Source organism: Paenibacillus sp. Soil724D2, assembly GCF_001427935.1.
Lineage (GTDB): Bacteria > Bacillota > Bacilli > Paenibacillales > NBRC-103111 > Paenibacillus_E.
Map to the genome: position 1 here is coordinate 29,455 of NZ_LMRY01000001.1, position 15,488 is coordinate 44,942.

Genomic DNA, 15,488 nt, shown 5'->3' on the forward strand with positions numbered 1-15,488 from the left:
TCCTATACGTCTGATCTTAGTGAATATATGATACTTGAAGCTATTTCAATAGACTGTTCGTCTGCTTGAAATTCATCACGAAAAGAATCACCTAATACCTTATTAATCGCCTTGCCGAGGGATGGAGCATCTAGATCATCTAGATGTTTCGTGATGTAAATGGTTATTGTTCGCGTTTCACCATCATACTCATCCTCCGGACCATCCATCGCGAGAAGCTTTATGGGATCCCATCTATCGATGTGGTGTTTCACGACCTCCATCATTGGCGTAGGGTCATAAGGTAGGGATTCTAAATACCTATTCTCTTTCATGATTTCCTTTTTAATACTCCAAAGCATAACATTCATTTTCGTCTGATCAGATACTGCTCTAAATTTCAATAGAAAAAGCCTCCTTTACAGGACGCTTTCTCGATCTTCTGTCACAATCTTTTCAGACCGTTCAATTATCGCCCCATTGAAGTTTAGCATTTTCCCTGTACCTTGAGCAATACATTCCATCGGATGCTCTGCGAGATGAACCGGAACGCCTATGTCCTGCTGCAATCGCTTATCCAATCCTTGCAATAATGCGCCTCCCCCACACAACAGGATGCCCTGCTCCATCACATCACCGGCAAGTTCCGGCGGGCATTTCTCCATCGCGAGTCGAATACAATCTATAATGGATTTAATAAAATCATCCATAATTTCGAAAATTTCCTTCGATGAGATCGATATCATTCTTGGCAAGCCCTCCACAAGGTCACGCCCTCTTACATCCATCTTCACTTCATTCACAGGCATCACAACAGCAGCGACATTCTTCTTGATTTCCTCCGCAGTCCGTTCTCCAATAGCCATATTATAAGTTTTCTTCACATACTCAATGATATCCTGATCTATCGACATGCCTCCACGGCGAACCGACTCACTTACGACAATTCCACCCAGTGAAATGATGGCTACTTGGCTTGTCCCTCCGCCGATATCAAGGACCATACTGCCAATTGGTTCTGCTACAGGCAGCCCAGCGCCCATAGCCGCAGCCAGCGGCTCCTCGATCGTGATAGATCTCCTTGCTCCTTTATGTACAATCATTTCCTCGACGGCGCGCTTTTGCACATTCGTAATGCCACAAGGCACGGAAATCAGTACTTGGAAGCTGCGAAACCATTGATAACCTCTTTTTATTTTGCCTATAAAATATTTTAGCATCGCTAAGGTCATATCGAAATTCGCGATAACCCCATCTTTTAAAGGATAGATAACCTCCACATTAGCTGGAGTTCTCCCTATCATATCATAGGCTTCCTTGCCAAAAGCTTTAATCTCCCCGGTATCCGTTTGAATGGCGACGACAGATGGCTCTGACAATACAATCCCTTTTTTTTGTTGATAAATAAGTGTGTTACAGGTGCCAAGGTCTACTCCAAACAGTTCTTCCAATCTCTTTAACATGACTCGCTCCTTCTCGCTGTTCAATAGACTATGCCCATAGTAGCGTGTATATTAGTTGATTTTGACTTAACTGCATCTTCATACTTGTTCGCATAAAGCAGCCATTCTATGGGGGTAACCCAAAAAATGCCGCCCACCATAAAGGTGAGCAGCACTTTTAAATAAGTATAATTTAGTTCGCAGCTGCTGGTTCTGCTACTGCTTTATAAGCTGAGGAAACGTAAGTTACGGCTTTCGCCTCCGTGATTACTTCAGCATACATCGTGTCCGGTTTTGGATCCTGAAGGGTGTATGAAATCACCGCTTGACCGTTTTGGTCAAATCGAACATTTTGAATGGCAATACTGTAACCTGAATTCGGTTTTTGACCTCTTGATAAGGTAACCTTGTTCACATCGTCATTTACTTTCTCCACAGTTACGGATACATCTTCTATAGGTGTCGGTTTTTGGATATGTGTTTCCAAGACGCGAATCGCATTATAGATCCAGCCTGCAGCTTCCCCACGAGTAAGATCAGCCTTAGGATTAAACATACCTGCTTTGTCTAGTTCAGCAATTTTGTAAAGCAGCAGTCGCTGTAAAGCGCCTTGATATTCAGGAGTGATCTGAGCTTCATCTTTGATCGGGATAAACATTTTCACTAATGGGAAATTGCCCTTCTTTTCCAAAGCTCGTACGAGCATTTCACCAAATTGTTCACGAGTAATTGTAGCGTTCGGGTTTACATCCTTCGGAATGTTCATACCGTTGTAGTGCGCTATGATAAAGGCATCCGCATACCAAGCATCATTAGGGATGTTGGTAAAAATGTCTGAAGCTAATGGCTGTTTAATGAAGCGTAACGTATCTAAGTTCAAATTCATGCCTTTAACAATCATTTGAATGGTTTGTGCATAACTAATCTTTCCTTTTGGGACGAAATGATCCTTATCAATACCGCTCACGATTCCGCGATCTTGTAGAGCAGAGATCGCTGCAGCTTGTCCTTCCTCTACATCCGTAAAAGCAAATGCACTGCTAAAAGTCAAACTGCTAACCAATGCTGTTGTCAAAGTTAAAGCTGCTATCTTTTTCATAGTTAATTCTCTCCTTTTAGTTGGTTATCTTATTACACACTCTTAACGTATCGTGCGTGAAAAATGTTTCAGTGATTATAAAAAAAAATAAAACCGAAGAATACCCCCGGCATAATTACTTTAATTTAAGTTCTATATTCTGCTTCAGATCATGATTTATTCTCCTTATTTCTTTGAATGACATACGTCAAACAATCACTCTTAAGCAAAATCTCGCGCCCATTTCTCTCTATATTAAATTGCAATGCTTTTAAAGTAGTAAAGATTACTTCCCAGTCTGAATACGCCGATGATATTAATTGTTTCACATCACTAGTTGTTAAGTTAAGTTCCATAAATGGATCTAATTCCATTCCTGACTCTACATCTATTTCTTGAATGTTGGTGCTCATAATAACGCAATTAATCCCATTCTCTTTCGTTCCACGGGCCATTCTATCTACAACTTGTACAAATTTCGGAACTGATTCTACATGTTCTAATGCAGAAACAGCAATGATGTAATCAAATTGATTCTCTTCGATGATATAGTCTCCGATGTCTGATAGCTTCGGTTCTATGTACGCACGAACTCCATTCTGTTCACTATAATCAACTAATTTCTTAAGTGCAGATTCCATAATATCCACACAAATAATTTTTCCTGACTGGTGCTCCTTCAGTGATTCAGCAATTGGAATACTGTTTCTGCCCACTCCACAACCTAGATCTAATACCGTGAGATTTTCTTTAGATTTAAAATGAGTTAGCGTATCCATCACTGTTTTTACAGGTTTTGATAGCCAAGATCCCTCTTCAAATAATTTGTAGTTATCGTAACAAGCTTCATGATATTTTCGCTCTTCATCTCTAATGATTTTGATCCTATTATCCATAGTTGTCGTTTCCTCATTTTCTTTTCACATAAATAAACATTCACTTTAATGTCTCTTTTCCGTGACCTATCCTAAAAATAGAATTGAAGCCAATCCTAATTTGCAGCCGTATATTGAGCGTTCCAAGAAAGTACATACTAACTTTCTTCATTGGTGAATACTGGTATCCTGCAAAGCATTCTTTAAAGCAAGCCTAGGGTATCCTTCCACTAGCTGCAGACTAACAGAATCATTCAGCCATATATTAAGACCTACAATATTCAGCTCGTCAGTAGGGAGATATTTTTCAATCCAATGTTGTGTTATGTAAATTTGCTCATTTATTGATCCCACGATGCTTCTATTGTGAGTTTTCGTGTAAATAAACTTGTCCATATTCGATAAAAACAAATTAACCTCTTGCCATGCCAACTATTCAATGGTCTACATCCCACTTCCGGAATTGGCGAAACTGGATAATTACTTAAATCAAATAACTTCTTTGTACATGCAATTACAGTCATTCATATTCACTACTTTCTTATAGTTTCTTACTCATTACATACCAGCTATCTGTTCGATCCGGATAAAATTTATGTTCACTCACTTCATATTTTAGCCTCTTATACATAGCTATGTTTTCTGGAATCGACAACCGTACCGCAACTTTTGATTCTTTAATTCCCAATGACAATGCTTTATTTTCTATAAAATTCAATAATGATTTACATATTCCTCTTCCGCGATATTCCTGTATAACTGAAACTCGCCCAATATAAATATAATCTTCAATAAATCTATATCTAGCCGAGCCTACAGCACTAATTTCATGCCATGCTAATACGGCTCCCCCACCTTCTTTAAAGGTATTTATTACATGTTGAGTCGTTTCAGCAAGTGCTCCTGAAGGTGGATTCAGCTTCCCACTATATTCCATAAACGATTCTTGCATTGTACGAAATACAATGTCTACTTCTTCTATTTTTGCTTCTCTAATTTCTATTGACATGTAACACACTCCACTTATTATTTGTGATCTCAATCCTCACGTTTCTCATTTAACCATTTGTTCAAAATTTCTTTACCAGTTACAATTTCAAACGTTTTTATAAAAAACCATGTAAACCCAGAATAGAAACCTATAAGCGGGTAACGAAACGATGCCGGTTTATTCCCCTCAAAATAGAAATGTCCTACCCATGATAAAAGGTAATGTAATATGGCTAGGATTAGCGTTACTTTCAGGTCATAAAACAAAAATAGCCAAGCCATAAAAGCCGACATAAAAGCAAAATAGTGCATTATTCGATTGGTCTTATTCTGATGCTCTTTCAGATAATAATCTAAGTCGCGTTGAACTCGAACTATGAACTTCTTTAGTCTCATCTCAATTTTTCCTCATTTATCATTGTCCATATCTTTATTTTTATCTTTCACTTTGTTCAAATACGCTTCAAGCTCATCTTCAATTTCTACATTAATCTTTTCAAGATGCTTTTGTTCGGATTCACTATGCACTTGAAGTTCAAGTTCCTCTTCAATTTCCTCATTCGTCATATGAAAATCGTTACGATCCACGATGCCTAATCGTTCTTTAATTCTCTGAATATCTTCATACATTTTTTTGTTTCTTTGATGTGTACTTAAAACTAGCCCAAAAATAACAGCAAGTAAAACAATTCCCCCAAATGGCCCTAGATAAATAGAAATCAGTATTGCAAATATAATAGCTGTAATAATTCCAATAATCGTCATAGGTTAATCCTTTCAGTGGTTGATCCATTTTTTATCATAAACTTCCTTTGGTTTAATTCAATAAATCCCAAAATATCCCTGCACAAACTCCCTTCTTTCTCAAAAATTCTTATGGTCGAATCAAAATGGACAGCCCCATGTGTAGTGACTGTCCATTGGTATCCTTTTTTTCAAACAGGATACGAATAAAAACCTTGACCAGATTTGCGCCCCAAACGCCCTGCTTTCACGTACTTCCGCAGAAGTGGACATGGACGATATTTCGAATCTTTAAAGCCTTCATAAAGGACTTCCATAATGGATAGGCATGTATCCAACCCGATGAAATCCGCCAACTCTAGCGGTCCCATGGGATGCTTCATACCAAGCTTCATCACGGTATCGACCGATTCAACAGATGCAACACCTTCATAAACGGTAAAAATAGCTTCGTTAATCATCGGCATCAAGATACGATTCGACACAAACCCAGGAAAGTCTTTCACTTCCACAGGGGTCTTCCCCATCTTTTCGCTCAGCTTATAAACAGCTTCGAACACTTCCTGCGAAGTTTCCAAACCACGGATGACTTCAACTAAAGGCATAACCGGTACTGGGTTCATGAAATGCATGCCAATCACCTGGGTCGGACGCTCCGTGACCGCGGCAATTTCGGTAATAGGAAGCGATGATGTATTCGATGCCAAGATTGCATTAGGCGGGCAAATGGCATCCAGCTTTTGGAATAGTGAAGTTTTCAACACCATATTCTCGGAAATGGCTTCAACTACAATATCTACCTGTTCCGCTTGTTCTAAATGCTCCGCCGGTTGTATTCGACTTAGAATTTCAGCCTTCCTTACTTCTGTAAGACCACCTTTCTCAACTCCTCTAGTTAGTTGTTTATCTATTGAGGCTAATCCTTTGTCTATAAACGTCATGGAAATATCATGCAAGATCACCTTGAAACCCGAAGCAGCAGCAACTTGAACGATACCGCTCCCCATTTGTCCCGCACCTACAACCATGATAGTCTGTATATTCATCTATTCACCCCCGACACAAGCTTATGGATCTACAAGCAAAAGAATAGCGTCTCCTTGAGCTGCACCGCTGCATATCGCGGCTATGCCATAGCCTCCGCCATTTCTCCGCAGTTCATGGATCAAAGTCAGTATGATTCGCGCCCCGCTTGCGCCAATAGGATGACCAAGAGCAATCGCTCCCCCATTAACGTTGACTCGCTCCAGATTCCAGCCAAGTAATCTTCCACTAGTCAGTAAAACGGCCGCAAAGGCCTCATTTACTTCGAACCTGTCGACTTGCTCCAACGACAAACCTGTTTGACGCAAAAGCTTCAGAATCGCCAGAGCTGGTGTGGTCGCGATATATGGCGCTCTTTCACCTACAGCAGCGTGACCAACAATCCTAGCCAGAGGCTTTATCCCCTGAGAAACAGCCTTCGCTTTGGACATGACCACCATGGCAGCTGCTCCGTCATTAACACCCGGGGCGTTCCCAGCTGTTATGGTGCCATCCTTTGTGAACAAAGAAGGTAAAGCGGCAAGCTTTTCAAGACTTGTATCCGCTCTAGGGACTTCGTCTTGACTAATCTCAATCGTTCCTCCCTTACTCTCGAAGGTTACAGGGATGATTTCCTCCGCAAAATATCCCTTATTCATCGCATCTATGGCACGAATATGACTGCGAAGTGCCCATTCATCCTGTGCTTTACGGCTAATTCCGAACTCTTCGGCAACAGTGCTGCCATGCACAATCATATGCACATTGTGAAATGAACACCATAAGCCATCATGAATCATGAGATCCATGAGGCTTTGATCTCCCATTCTTGCTCCCCACCGGGCGGTTGGAAGTGCAAATGGTGCATTACTCATGCTTTCCATCCCGCCGGCTACGATAACATCTGCATCTCCTGAACGTATGATTTGATCAGCCATTGTCACACTTCTCAGCCCAGAAGCGCACACTTTGTTAATGGTCTCCGTCGTCACGCCCCAATCTAAACCGGCCCATCGTGCAGCCTGACGTGAGGGAATTTGTCCCGTTCCTGCTTGCAGCACCATCCCCATAAGCACCTCGTCAATCGTTGCCGGATCAATCGAAGATCGGAGGATTGCCTCTTTGATCGCTGTTCCACCAAGATTGACGGCTGAGATCTCTTTCAAGGCACCGCCCAATTTACCAAAAGGGGTTCGGGCACCGCCCACAACTACACTTTCCCTCATGGATTCGTCCCCCCATCATTCTCAATAAATGATCGTTTCTTGATCATATTTCTCCAAATAATACTTAACCCGCTGCATGAAACGGCTGCATATCAATCCGTCCACCATCCGGTGATCATAGGAAAGACAAAGGTTGGCTATCGATCGGATCGCAATCATCTCCTGAATAACTACGGGCTTACGCACAATGGACTCAAATGTCAGTATGGCCGCCTGCGGATTATTATTGATTGGACAGGAAAGCAAGGATCCAACCGAGCCGGTGTTGCTAAATGTAAATGAACCCTCAACTAAATCGGTAGGCAGCAAAGAATTTCTTCGCGCCCTGTTGACCAACTCATACAGCTCAATTGCGATTCCTGCAATGGATTTACGATCCGCATGATAGATCACAGGTGTTACGACGGTATCGTTGGCAATAGCAACAACTATCGATAGGTTGATATCCTTTTTGACAAGGATGCTGCCCGAGTGCCAGGTTGAATTCAGTACGGGGAACTCCTTCAAAGCATTCACGATCGGTTTCATTACGAATGGGCTAAGCGATAGCGGGACGCCCTCTCTATGCATAAAATCGTCTTTCAACTCTTGCCGCAAGGCGACGAGGTTACTGACATCCACTTCGATCATCATCCAAGCGCGGGGATTTTCAGAGATACTCTGCATACCCAGCCTCCTTCAGATTTCCGCTAATTGGCGCATGGCTTCTTTGACGATGTCGACATTCGGCAGGTAAAACTTCTCTAAGGTTGGCGCCATGCCAACAGGAGGAATATCGGGAGGGCAGCATCTCATAATGGGTGCATCCAATTCGTACAACAGGTGTTCCGCGATTAAAGCCGATATTTCAGCCCCAATGCCACCTGTTTTATTATCTTCGTGTACGATCAATATTTTACCGGTTTTTGCTGCCGCCTCGTAAATAGCAGGCTTATCGAGCGGATGCAGCGTCCGCAAATCCAATATCTCTGTACTTACCCCTTCTTGCTCTAGCTCAAACGCAGCTTTAATTGCATAATGCACCGACAAACCGTAGGCAATCACTGTGATATCTGTACCCTCGCGCCTTATGGCTGCCTTGCCAATAGGAACGGTGTAATCTTCTTCAGGTACTTCATCTGATATCGATAGATAGCACTTCTTATGTTCGAAAAAAAGGACCGGATCCTCATCACGTACGGCCGCTTTCAGTAAACCTTTGGCATCATAGGCTGTAGATGGCGCAACAATCTTGAGTCCGGGAGTGCCAAAAAAGACCGACTCCGGACACTGTGAGTGATATAATCCACCCCCGCCTGTCGCGCCGTAAGGTGCGCGTATGACGATTGGACATTGCCAGTCATTGTTCGAGCGATAACGGATTTTCGCTGCCTCGCTTATGATTTGATTAGTCGCCGGGAAAATAAAATCGGCAAACTGGATTTCCGCTATCGGCCTCATCCCGACCATAGCCGCTCCAATCGCAACACCCACAATGGCTGATTCAGAGAGAGGCGTATCAAGGACTCTCAATTCACCGAACCGATCGCGCATGCCTTTCGTCGCATTCAAAACGCCGCCCTTCCCGATATCCTCTCCGAGCACAAAAACATGCTCATCACGTTCCATTTCCTCCACCATCGCACGGCGAATAGCCTCCAAATACGTTAAGATTGGCATTTAAGCTTCACCCCCATCTTCCGCATAAACATGCCGTAATACATCCTCGGGAGCCGGATAAGGGGCTTTTTCAGCATATTTCGTTGCTTCATTCACTTCTTTTGTAACACTCTCATTCAATACTTGTTCGATCTCTTCAGACATAACGCCGCATTCGATCAAATAACGGCGAAACCGCTGCAAGCCGTCCTGCTCCTTATGGTACTCTACCTCTTCTTTCGTCCGGTACAGCATATCGTCATCGGCTGTGGAATGCGGCGGGATCCGATAAAGCATCGCTTCAATCAATGTCGGCCCATACCCGCGAACGGCACGCTCCCTCGCTTCTTTGACCGCGCGATACACCTCCAGAGTGTCATTGCCGTCCACACGCTGGCCTGGGAAGCCATAACCGGCGGCACGATCAACAACGCGTCCAGCCACTTGTCTATGCGCAGGAATGGAAATCGCATACTGGTTATTTTCGCAAAGGAAGATAACGGGCAGTTTGAATACACCGGCAAAATTGAACGCTTCGTGCACATCCCCTTGGTTGCTCGCCCCTTCGCCAAAGCTGACGAATGCGACATGATCTTCCTTCTTCATCATGGCCGTCAGTGCGATGCCGACAGCGTGTAGGGCCTGCGTAGCAACCGGACTTGATCCCGAAACAATATGATGCTTCTTATAGCCAAAATGCCCTGGCATTTGCCTGCCTCCGTTGATGTCCTCCGCTTTAAATAAGGCTGCCAGCATGAGTTCACGCACGGTCATACCCACCGTTAGGACAAAGGCATAATCCCTGTAATAAGGAAGAAAATAGTCATGCTGCTTATTTAATGCGAATGCCGCTGCTACCTGGGTCGCTTCTTGACCCAAACTAGAGATATGAAAGGCCGTTTTACCTGAACGTTGTAGAAGTGTTGCTCGCTCGTCAAACTTCCTTGCTTTGAGCATGAAGGTATACATCTGCAGCACCTGTTCATCGGTTAAACCGAGCTGTTGATGCTTCATATTTTGCTGAGAAGACATAGGAATTCCTCCTCTCTCCTGCTGCTACATATTTCTGCGATATTGCCCGCCTACCTGATAAAGCGCATGGGTAATTTGCCCCAAGCTTGCTACCTTGACCGTTTCCATCAACTCGGCGAAAATATTGCCGCCATCAAGCGCAATTTGCTGCAGCTTTGCCAAAGCCTCGGGTGATTCTGCTTGGTGCCTCAAGAGAAACTCCCTGAGATTCGTAATTTGCTGCTCTTTTTCTTGCGACGTTGCGCGAGCTAGCGGGATATTCATGTCCTCATCTTTGGAAGGATTGGTAGGAAGGAATGTATTTACGCCAATAATGGGCAGCTCGCCATGATGTTTTTTCATTTCATACAGCATCGATTCATTCTGGATTTTACCCCTTTGATACTGAGACTCCATAGCTCCGAGAACACCGCCTCTTTCACTAATTCGTTCTAATTCCTGCAACACAGCCTCCTCAACCAAATCGGTTAATTCCTCGATGATAAACGAGCCCTGCAGCATGTTTTCGTTTTTAACAAAACCAAGCTCCTTCGTGATGATTAATTGAATAGCCATCGCTCGACGTACGGATTCCTCCGTTGGTGTTGTAATAGCCTCGTCATATGAATTTGTATGCAGTGAGTTGCAGTTATCAAGAAGGGCCATCAGCGCTTGCAGCGTGGTTCGGATATCATTAAAATCAATTTCCTGCGCATGCAGAGATCGCCCCGACGTTTGGATATGATATTTCAGCTTTTGGCTGCGCTCATTAGAATTGTATTTGTTCTTCATAACCGTTGCCCAAATTCGGCGCGCCACTCGTCCAATCACCGTATATTCGGGATCGAGACCATTGCTGAAAAAGAAGGATAGATTCGGTGCGAAGTCATCAATTGGCATACCTCTAGCCAAATAATACTCAACATAAGTAAATCCGTTAGCTAGTGTAAAAGCGAGCTGTGAGATCGGATTCGCCCCTGCTTCAGCAATGTGATAGCCCGAAATAGAGACGGAGTAATAATTACGTACCTCATGATCGATAAAATATTGCTGAATATCACCCATCATCCGCAGTGCGAACTCTGTGGAAAAAATGCACGTATTCTGCCCCTGATCCTCCTTCAAAATGTCAGCCTGCACCGTCCCCCTCACCGATTTCAGCGTCTGCCAGCGGATCTGGTTCGCCTCTACGTCCGTAGGTCGTCTACCCTGCTCCCGAGAGAAGCGTTCGATCTGGAAATCGATCGCTGTGTTCATGTACATCGCAAGAAGTATCGGTGCAGGACCGTTAATCGTCATTGAAACCGAAGTCAAAGGATCACAAAGATCGAACCCGGCATACAGCTTTTTCATATCGTCTAGTGAACAGACACTAACCCCGCTCTCACCGATCTTGCCGTAAATGTCTTGCCGTTCATCAGGATCCTCCCCATACAAGGTGACGGAGTCGAAAGCAGTGCTGAGCCGCTTGGCTAGATCATTCTGCGACAAATAATGAAAACGTAGATTAGTGCGTTCCGGCGTCCCTTCGCCTGCAAACTGACGCTTGGGGTCCTCCGCTGTTCGTTTGAAAGGAAAAACACCTGCTGTAAAGGGAAATTCCCCCGGAACATTCTCACGGTACATCCAACGAATGAGGTCTCCTGCATCGCGGTATTTAGGCAAGCTCACCTTCGGGATATCCAGCCCTGATAAACTTGACGTTGTTAGCTCTGTTACAAATTCTTTATCCCTTACTCGGGTTGTTAATGTTTTGCTTGTGTATTTTCTTTGCAGCTCCGGCCACTGGGCCAGTAGATGGCGAGTTTCTTTTTGCATACGCGTCTCTACATTCATCTTAAGTGTTTGCAGCACAGATATATTTTCGTCTGCACCAAGCTCCTGCTGTAGGGCCGTTATCGCCCCTTCAATTCGGTAGCAGGCAGTGGCCAGTTCGGCTTCCCTTTCTGCGTACGCATGATACGCCCGTACCGTATTCGCGATTTCTCCTAAATATTGTGTGCGGTCAGCTGGTATGATGACATGCGTCTTAGCAGCAGCATGACCAGATGAAAAGCCCTGAATAGGCCACTGCAAGGCACATTTTCGATTCAAGGTATCGATGAGTGCACGGAATAATGTATCCACACCAGCATCGTTAAATTGACTAGCCATCGTTCCATAGACAGGCATGGTTTCAAAATTCAAATCAAATAAACCATGATTTCTCTGAACTTGCTTCTTCACATCTCGAAGTGCATCCGCAGAGCCTCTTCGGTCGAATTTATTAATCGCGATCAGGTCTGCGTAATCAAGCATATCAATCTTCTCTAATTGCGAAGGCGCACCGAATTCGCTTGTCATCACATAGAGCGACACATCAGCTACTTCGGTAATCTGATGATCACCTTGACCAATTCCGCTGGTTTCCACCAAAACGAGATCAAAATCGGACGCCTTCAAGATGGCAATGGCAGGAGTGATTGCAAGGGATAGTTCATTGCCCGAGCCCCGTGTTGCCATACTTCGCATATACACGCGGTCGTTGTGAACAGCATTCATGCGGATGCGATCCCCGAGCAAAGCGCCGCCGCTTCGCTGCTTGGTTGGATCGACCGATAGGATAGCGATCGTTTTATCCGGATACTGACGCAGGAAACGCTGGACTAATTCATCGGTTAGGGAGCTTTTACCCGCTCCTCCCGTGCCTGTGATGCCAACAACTGGACATGTGGCCCCACTCAACTGCGTGTTACTTAATGTCTCTATCTCCGATATCGATTCCTTGCTTTCACAAGCTAGTTCAGCAGCTGTAATGAAGCGGGCTATCGACCTATGATCTTTGATTTGCCCTACTCCACTTACTTCGTAACCTTGGGCATAACCAGAAACCGTACTAAAATCACACTCCTTCATCATGAAGTTAATCATCCCTTGCAAGCCAAGCTCCCTTCCATCATCAGGTGAAAATAGGCGAGTAACGCCGTAGTCATGCAGCATTTTGATTTCCGAAGGAAGGATCACACCTCCTCCGCCACCGAAGACTTTGATCTCAGTCGCCCCTTTTTCCCGCAATAAATCAAGCATATAAGTAAAAAACTCGACATGCCCGCCTTGATACGATGAGACGGCAATTCCCTGAACGTCCTCCTGAATAGCTGCCTGCACAATTTCCCTTACGGATCGGTTATGCCCTAGATGAATGACCTCCGCTCCACTGGCTTGAAGAATGCGCCGCATAATCGTAATGGACACATCGTGGCCGTCAAATAAAGCCGAAGCCGTTACGAATCTCACCTTATGCTTCACACGATAGTTGGTTTCCGAACCCACAGTTGACACGGCTGCACCTCCCTTCCTCAATCAGCAAGAAGGCTTCGAGAAATGACCACTCGCTGGATTTCGTTCGTCCCTCCATAGATTTGTGTGATCTTGGCATCGCGCATATAACGTTCAACGGGGAATTCTTTTGTATAGCCATATCCTCCGAAGATTTGAACAGCTTCTACCGTCACCTCCATGGCCGTGTCTCCAGCAAAAAGCTTGGCATAAGCAGATTCTTTGCCGTATGATAATCCCTGACTTTCTCGCCAAGCGGCTTGATACGTCAGCAGCCTTGCCGCTTCGATTTTGGTTGCCATATTCGCAAGCTTAAAACCAATCGCCTGCTGTTGAGCAATAGGCTTTCCAAACTGTTTGCGTTCTTTGGCATAGGCCAACGAGACATCCAGTGCTCCTTGCGCGATCCCCACTGCCTGAGCCGCGATTCCAATTCTAGCGCCGTCAAGCGTGCGCATGGCAATTTTAAACCCTTCTCCTTCATTTCCGAGTAAGTTTTCCTTGGGTATGCGGCAGTTATCAAAACGGATCTCCGTCGTCGGCGATGAGCGAATGCCCAACTTTCTTTCCTTTTTGCCAAACGTAAATCCGGGTGTGTCTTTCTCTACGATAAATGCGCTGCAGCCTTTGTGCTTTTGCGAAGGGTCCGTCAAAGCGATAACGATATAAATGTCCGCAGCACCTGCATTGGTAATGAATTTTTTGGAGCCGTTTAATACATAGTGATCCCCATCTCGTATGGCTGTCATTCTCATAGATCCAGCATCGGAGCCTGAGCCTATCTCTGTCAGACCGTATGCCCCAAGCTTCTTCCCTTCTGCCATCGGGCGTAGAAACCTTATTTTCTGCTCCTCCGTCCCAAAGGTATAGATAGGCCAGCCCGCAAGCGAAATATGTGCAGACAGAGTAATACCTGTAGAAGCGCACACACGTGATAGTTCTTCTACAACCAGACAATAGGTCAGATAATCGGAGCCAAGCCCACCGTAGTTCTCAGCCCAAGGAATCCCTGTCAGACCAAGCTCTCCCATTTTGTCAAATAAGGTCCGATCAAACCGTTCATCCTCATCTCGAAGGGCAGCACTCGGTTCTACCTCGTTTTCGGCGAAATCACGGACCATACTGCGAACCATTTCCAGTTCCTCCGACAAGCTAAAGTCCATGCCTGCAAGACCTCCTCTAGATGACTTATGTGTGCGCAAAGACCCCACCGATTTCAGAAGCTCAGTGAGGATGGTTCATAGACCGCTACTCATTTTCATTCAAAATCGTTTTGGCAATTTTTTCATCTAATGCTTCATAATCGTAATATCGAATCGTATCATACAGCTCACTCCGGGTTTGCATACGGCTGAGAGAGCCATTTTGAGTTCCTGTTTGACTGATTTCCTCAAAAACTCTTTCATAGGCCTTGGCAGCTACGCGAAGTGAAGTGACTGGATAAATGACCATATGGAATCCCCAGCTTTCAAATTGCTCCGCCGTATAATAAGGAGTTCGCCCGAATTCCGTCATATTTGCTAAAAGTGGACCCTCCACTTCCTTACTAAAGTGTTGAAAGTCCTCCTGACTCTCCAGCGCTTCTGGAAAAATCGCATCCGCTCCGGCTGCAAGATATTGCTGTGCTCTATGAATCGCTTCATCCATTCCCTCGACGCTTTTGGCATCCGTACGCGCAACGATAAATAACGTCGGACTCACGGCTTTGATCGTTCGAATTTTCTGAATCATCTCTTCAGCCGAAATGAGCTTCTTTCCATTCAAATGTCCGCACTTTTTCGGCATTTCCTGATCCTCGATCTGAACGGCTGCGACTTTCGCCTCCACCATTTCCTTAGCCGTTCTTGCTACGTTTAAAATACCGCCGAATCCGGTGTCTATATCGACAAGTAGAGGAAGACCGGATGCACGAACCAGCTCACGGGCACGTTCAGCCACCTCATTAGAGTATATGAGGCCTAAATCAGGTAGTCCCCTGCTAGCTGTATAAGCAGCTCCCGATAAATAAATGGCTTTGAAATGAGCTTGTTTGGCTAATCTTGCTGCCATTCCGTCGTGGGTACCTGGAATTTTGACTATTGGACCAGCACCAACAAGCTGACGAAATTCAGCGGCCAATCGTTGTTGATCCGGTTCTTCTTCAATCAGCCATGACATAAAGACC

At 44.7% G+C, this 15,488-nt stretch carries 16 protein-coding genes; all 16 read right to left on the minus strand.

Annotated elements, in window-relative coordinates:
* Positions 1 to 2: 2 nt before the first annotated feature.
* Complete coding sequence (locus ASG85_RS00145; RefSeq protein ID WP_057301427.1) at positions 3 to 383, minus strand: hypothetical protein; 381 nt, start codon at positions 381 to 383, stop codon at positions 3 to 5.
* Between the two features lie 15 nt (positions 384 to 398).
* Entirely contained in the window at positions 399 to 1,442 is a 1,044-nt protein-coding gene (locus ASG85_RS00150) for a rod shape-determining protein (protein WP_057301428.1), read from the minus strand.
* A 172-nt stretch (positions 1,443 to 1,614) separates the two neighbouring features.
* Positions 1,615 to 2,520 carry an S-layer homology domain-containing protein gene (locus tag ASG85_RS00155; RefSeq protein WP_057301429.1) on the minus strand — a complete coding sequence of 302 codons (906 nt, stop codon included), beginning with the start codon at positions 2,518 to 2,520 and terminating at the stop codon, positions 1,615 to 1,617.
* A 149-nt stretch (positions 2,521 to 2,669) separates the two neighbouring features.
* Entirely contained in the window at positions 2,670 to 3,395 is a 726-nt protein-coding gene (locus tag ASG85_RS00160; protein WP_057301430.1) for a class I SAM-dependent methyltransferase, read from the minus strand.
* A gap of 147 nt (positions 3,396 to 3,542) precedes the next feature.
* Positions 3,543 to 3,806 carry a DUF6933 domain-containing protein gene (locus ASG85_RS39790; protein ID WP_414858657.1) on the minus strand — a complete coding sequence of 88 codons (264 nt, stop codon included), beginning with the start codon at positions 3,804 to 3,806 and terminating at the stop codon, positions 3,543 to 3,545.
* Positions 3,807 to 3,915: 109 nt separating this feature from the next.
* The gene (locus ASG85_RS00170; RefSeq protein WP_057301432.1) at positions 3,916 to 4,383 is read right to left on the minus strand and encodes a GNAT family N-acetyltransferase; all 468 of its coding nucleotides are present in this window, start codon (positions 4,381 to 4,383) and stop codon (positions 3,916 to 3,918) included.
* 29 nt (positions 4,384 to 4,412) lie between these two features.
* Complete coding sequence (locus tag ASG85_RS00175) at positions 4,413 to 4,760, minus strand: DUF962 domain-containing protein (RefSeq protein WP_060645083.1); 348 nt, start codon at positions 4,758 to 4,760, stop codon at positions 4,413 to 4,415.
* 12 nt (positions 4,761 to 4,772) lie between these two features.
* Positions 4,773 to 5,129 (minus strand): hypothetical protein, encoded by a 357-nt coding sequence (locus ASG85_RS00180; protein WP_057301433.1) that lies wholly within the window; start codon positions 5,127 to 5,129, stop codon positions 4,773 to 4,775.
* A gap of 170 nt (positions 5,130 to 5,299) precedes the next feature.
* Positions 5,300 to 6,154 carry a 3-hydroxybutyryl-CoA dehydrogenase gene (locus tag ASG85_RS00185; protein WP_057301434.1) on the minus strand — a complete coding sequence of 285 codons (855 nt, stop codon included), beginning with the start codon at positions 6,152 to 6,154 and terminating at the stop codon, positions 5,300 to 5,302.
* Between the two features lie 21 nt (positions 6,155 to 6,175).
* Positions 6,176 to 7,357, minus strand: a complete 1,182-nt coding sequence (locus tag ASG85_RS00190; RefSeq protein ID WP_057301435.1) for an acetyl-CoA C-acetyltransferase — start codon at positions 7,355 to 7,357, stop codon at positions 6,176 to 6,178.
* 21 nt (positions 7,358 to 7,378) lie between these two features.
* Positions 7,379 to 8,023 (minus strand): 2-oxo acid dehydrogenase subunit E2, encoded by a 645-nt coding sequence (locus ASG85_RS00195; protein WP_057301436.1) that lies wholly within the window; start codon positions 8,021 to 8,023, stop codon positions 7,379 to 7,381.
* 12 nt (positions 8,024 to 8,035) lie between these two features.
* Entirely contained in the window at positions 8,036 to 9,016 is a 981-nt protein-coding gene (locus ASG85_RS00200) for an alpha-ketoacid dehydrogenase subunit beta (protein ID WP_057301437.1), read from the minus strand.
* Positions 9,017 to 10,027 carry a thiamine pyrophosphate-dependent dehydrogenase E1 component subunit alpha gene (locus ASG85_RS00205; protein ID WP_057301438.1) on the minus strand — a complete coding sequence of 337 codons (1,011 nt, stop codon included), beginning with the start codon at positions 10,025 to 10,027 and terminating at the stop codon, positions 9,017 to 9,019.
* A 24-nt stretch (positions 10,028 to 10,051) separates the two neighbouring features.
* Complete coding sequence (icmF, locus tag ASG85_RS00210; RefSeq protein ID WP_057301679.1) at positions 10,052 to 13,318, minus strand: fused isobutyryl-CoA mutase/GTPase IcmF; 3,267 nt, start codon at positions 13,316 to 13,318, stop codon at positions 10,052 to 10,054.
* Positions 13,319 to 13,344: 26 nt separating this feature from the next.
* Positions 13,345 to 14,487 (minus strand): acyl-CoA dehydrogenase, encoded by a 1,143-nt coding sequence (locus ASG85_RS00215; RefSeq protein ID WP_057301439.1) that lies wholly within the window; start codon positions 14,485 to 14,487, stop codon positions 13,345 to 13,347.
* A gap of 85 nt (positions 14,488 to 14,572) precedes the next feature.
* Positions 14,573 to 15,481 carry a methylisocitrate lyase gene (gene prpB / locus ASG85_RS00220; protein ID WP_057301440.1) on the minus strand — a complete coding sequence of 303 codons (909 nt, stop codon included), beginning with the start codon at positions 15,479 to 15,481 and terminating at the stop codon, positions 14,573 to 14,575.
* Between the last annotated feature and the right edge of the window lie 7 nt (positions 15,482 to 15,488).

Coding starts and splice junctions, on each gene's coding strand:
- ASG85_RS00150 (WP_057301428.1), bottom strand. CDS start 1,442: ATGTTAAAGAGATTGGAAGAACTGTTTGGAGTAGACCTTGGCACCTGT.
- ASG85_RS00155 (WP_057301429.1), bottom strand. CDS start 2,520: ATGAAAAAGATAGCAGCTTTAACTTTGACAACAGCATTGGTTAGCAGT.
- ASG85_RS00160 (WP_057301430.1), bottom strand. CDS start 3,395: ATGGATAATAGGATCAAAATCATTAGAGATGAAGAGCGAAAATATCAT.
- ASG85_RS00170 (WP_057301432.1), bottom strand. CDS start 4,383: ATGTCAATAGAAATTAGAGAAGCAAAAATAGAAGAAGTAGACATTGTA.
- ASG85_RS00175 (WP_060645083.1), bottom strand. CDS start 4,760: ATGAGACTAAAGAAGTTCATAGTTCGAGTTCAACGCGACTTAGATTAT.
- ASG85_RS00180 (WP_057301433.1), bottom strand. CDS start 5,129: ATGACGATTATTGGAATTATTACAGCTATTATATTTGCAATACTGATT.
- ASG85_RS00185 (WP_057301434.1), bottom strand. CDS start 6,154: ATGAATATACAGACTATCATGGTTGTAGGTGCGGGACAAATGGGGAGC.
- ASG85_RS00190 (WP_057301435.1), bottom strand. CDS start 7,357: ATGAGGGAAAGTGTAGTTGTGGGCGGTGCCCGAACCCCTTTTGGTAAA.
- ASG85_RS00195 (WP_057301436.1), bottom strand. CDS start 8,023: ATGCAGAGTATCTCTGAAAATCCCCGCGCTTGGATGATGATCGAAGTG.
- ASG85_RS00200 (WP_057301437.1), bottom strand. CDS start 9,016: ATGCCAATCTTAACGTATTTGGAGGCTATTCGCCGTGCGATGGTGGAG.
- ASG85_RS00205 (WP_057301438.1), bottom strand. CDS start 10,027: ATGTCTTCTCAGCAAAATATGAAGCATCAACAGCTCGGTTTAACCGAT.
- ASG85_RS00215 (WP_057301439.1), bottom strand. CDS start 14,487: ATGGACTTTAGCTTGTCGGAGGAACTGGAAATGGTTCGCAGTATGGTC.
- prpB (WP_057301440.1), bottom strand. CDS start 15,481: ATGTCATGGCTGATTGAAGAAGAACCGGATCAACAACGATTGGCCGCT.